Below are 1,974 nucleotides of genomic sequence, written 5' to 3'. Positions count from 1 at the left end.
GCAGGACTTTCCCGCCTTTGAGGAGCTGCCCCTCCGCTTTTACCCCTACGACGACCAGCGCTACATCCCCTTTACCGCAGAGACGGAGACCTTCGGGGAGCCTTTGGACCTCCGGCACCCGGTGGTCAGCCGAAACTTCTTCCAAAACCTGGACAAGCCCGTACTGGCGGCGGATGTGTACTCCCAGTATGAGCTGGAGTACCTCCGGGACAACGTGCGGAAAAGCGAGTGGGTGGGCCGGGAGAACCACGTCTATCTCCATTACACGGACTGGGAGATCTTCTGCGCCTATCTCCAGGTCCTGAACCTACGGCCCCTGCTGGAGGAGGAGAAGCTGGTCTTCCTGATCGGAGACGAGATCAGCCAGTACCCCATCGACTTCCAGGCCCGGTTCGGCATGGATTACAGCCAGTATCCCGTCAAGCCCGTCGGCATCCGGGAGATCCACCGGCTGATCTGGCACACCCAGCTCTCCAGCCATAACGGAGGCGATTTCTTCAACGAGATCTTTGACAACCACCCCAACCTGATCGCGGTGGAGTCAGTGATGCTGTATCACCTGCGGGATCAGGTGGAGAAGTTCCGCAAGCTGTTGGACGGCGGCGGAACGATCACCTTTGACAGCGTCATCGGTGACGGGGATCTGGAGAAGCCCCAGCGGCTGGCGAATCAGCTCAGCCGGATGCGGGACCGGACGGACAAGGATATCTTCGTGGCCCTTTATCTGGCTATGGCGGATCTGCGGAACCTGGACCCCGCTGCCCGAATCGTTCCATCTATTTTTTTCCAACCCCACTTCCACAACTACCACTGCACTCTGGGCGCGAACGACCAGAACCGGGCGGTGCTGGACTCCCCGGAGTATCAGGAGCTGCGGGACTTCTCCCCCCTCAAGGGCTTCAAGTATATCAAAACGTTTACACCCCTGCGCCGTCCCACCACCTCCACCGGGGCGTGTGTGCGATTCATGCAACGCCAGATTGACGAGTGGAAACCGGGCCAGGAGCCGCTGACAATCCCCGACGAGCTCACCGAACGGGTCCTGAACCGGAACTACATGGTGGACTGGCAGGACCGACTGTTTCAGGATTCGGTGCTGGTCCGCTTTGAGGACGGCAAGCTGAATCCGAAAGCCACCTTTACCGCCCTGGCAGCCTTTTTGGACCTACCCTATACAAAGAGCATGACCTACTGTTCCCGCAACGGCGAGCGGGACCCGGAGTCTTTGAAGGGAAATGACCGGGGCTTTGACCCGGCGGCCATCTACCGGACCTATGAGGAGTACCTGGGCCGGGAGGAACGGGTGTATCTGGAGTATCTGATGGGAGACGTATACCGGCGCTACGGCTATGATTTTCAGTATTACGACGGCGCGCCCATGGACGAAGAGGCGATGAACGCGCTGGTCGGCAGGCTGCACGGCTGCACGGACCTGATCCTGGCCTCCTATAAAAAGGCAATGGAGCACAAGGTGTTTTTCGAGGGGGAGGACCCGGAACAGCGGCGGCAGGAGATCTTGACCGAGATCGGGGAAAACATGGCGGCCAAGCGGCGGGAGATCGCAGGCGTTTTGATGCGGGGGCTACGGTTCGTCAACAAAAACGGCGCGCCGCTGAACTTCATGCCCCTTTTGGAGCTGGACCCGGCGCTGCTGGAACAGCCGCTGTATCACTGAGGAGGAGGACATGGAACACAAGGGAACCGTATACTTTTTCACCGGCCTGTCTGGGGCGGGGAAGACGACCGTGGGCAGCCTGTTCTACCAGCGGCTCAAAAACACCAAGCCCAATGCGGTCTATCTGGATGGGGACGAAATCCGGGTGGCCTTCGGCGAGGATGTGGGCTACACCAACGATGACCGCCTGCGCTGGGCGGGCCGGATCTTCCGGGTGTGCAAGCTGCTCTCCGACCAGGGTATCGACGTGGTGTGCTGCTCCATCGCCATGTTTGACACTGTGCGCCGCTGGAACCGGG

Annotated in this window: 2 protein-coding genes; both read left to right on the top strand. The window is 60.1% G+C overall.

What is annotated here, in order from left to right; all coding sequences use genetic code 11:
• A partial coding sequence (locus ACESY8_RS19640) for a hypothetical protein (protein WP_498794968.1) occupies positions 1-1,675 on the top strand: 1,675 nt, incomplete at its 5' end.
• Positions 1,676-1,685: 10 nt separating this feature from the next.
• The coding region (locus tag ACESY8_RS19635; RefSeq protein WP_347527108.1) for an adenylyl-sulfate kinase at positions 1,686-1,974 on the top strand (289 nt) is incomplete at its 3' end.

Origin of the sequence: Clostridium sp. ATCC BAA-442, from assembly GCF_964239415.1 — a bacterium.
Classification (GTDB): domain Bacteria; phylum Bacillota; class Clostridia; order Oscillospirales; family Oscillospiraceae; genus Flavonifractor; species Flavonifractor plautii.
The sequence above is the reverse complement of the archived record's forward strand: the minus strand, read 5'-3'. Positions and strand labels throughout refer to the sequence as shown.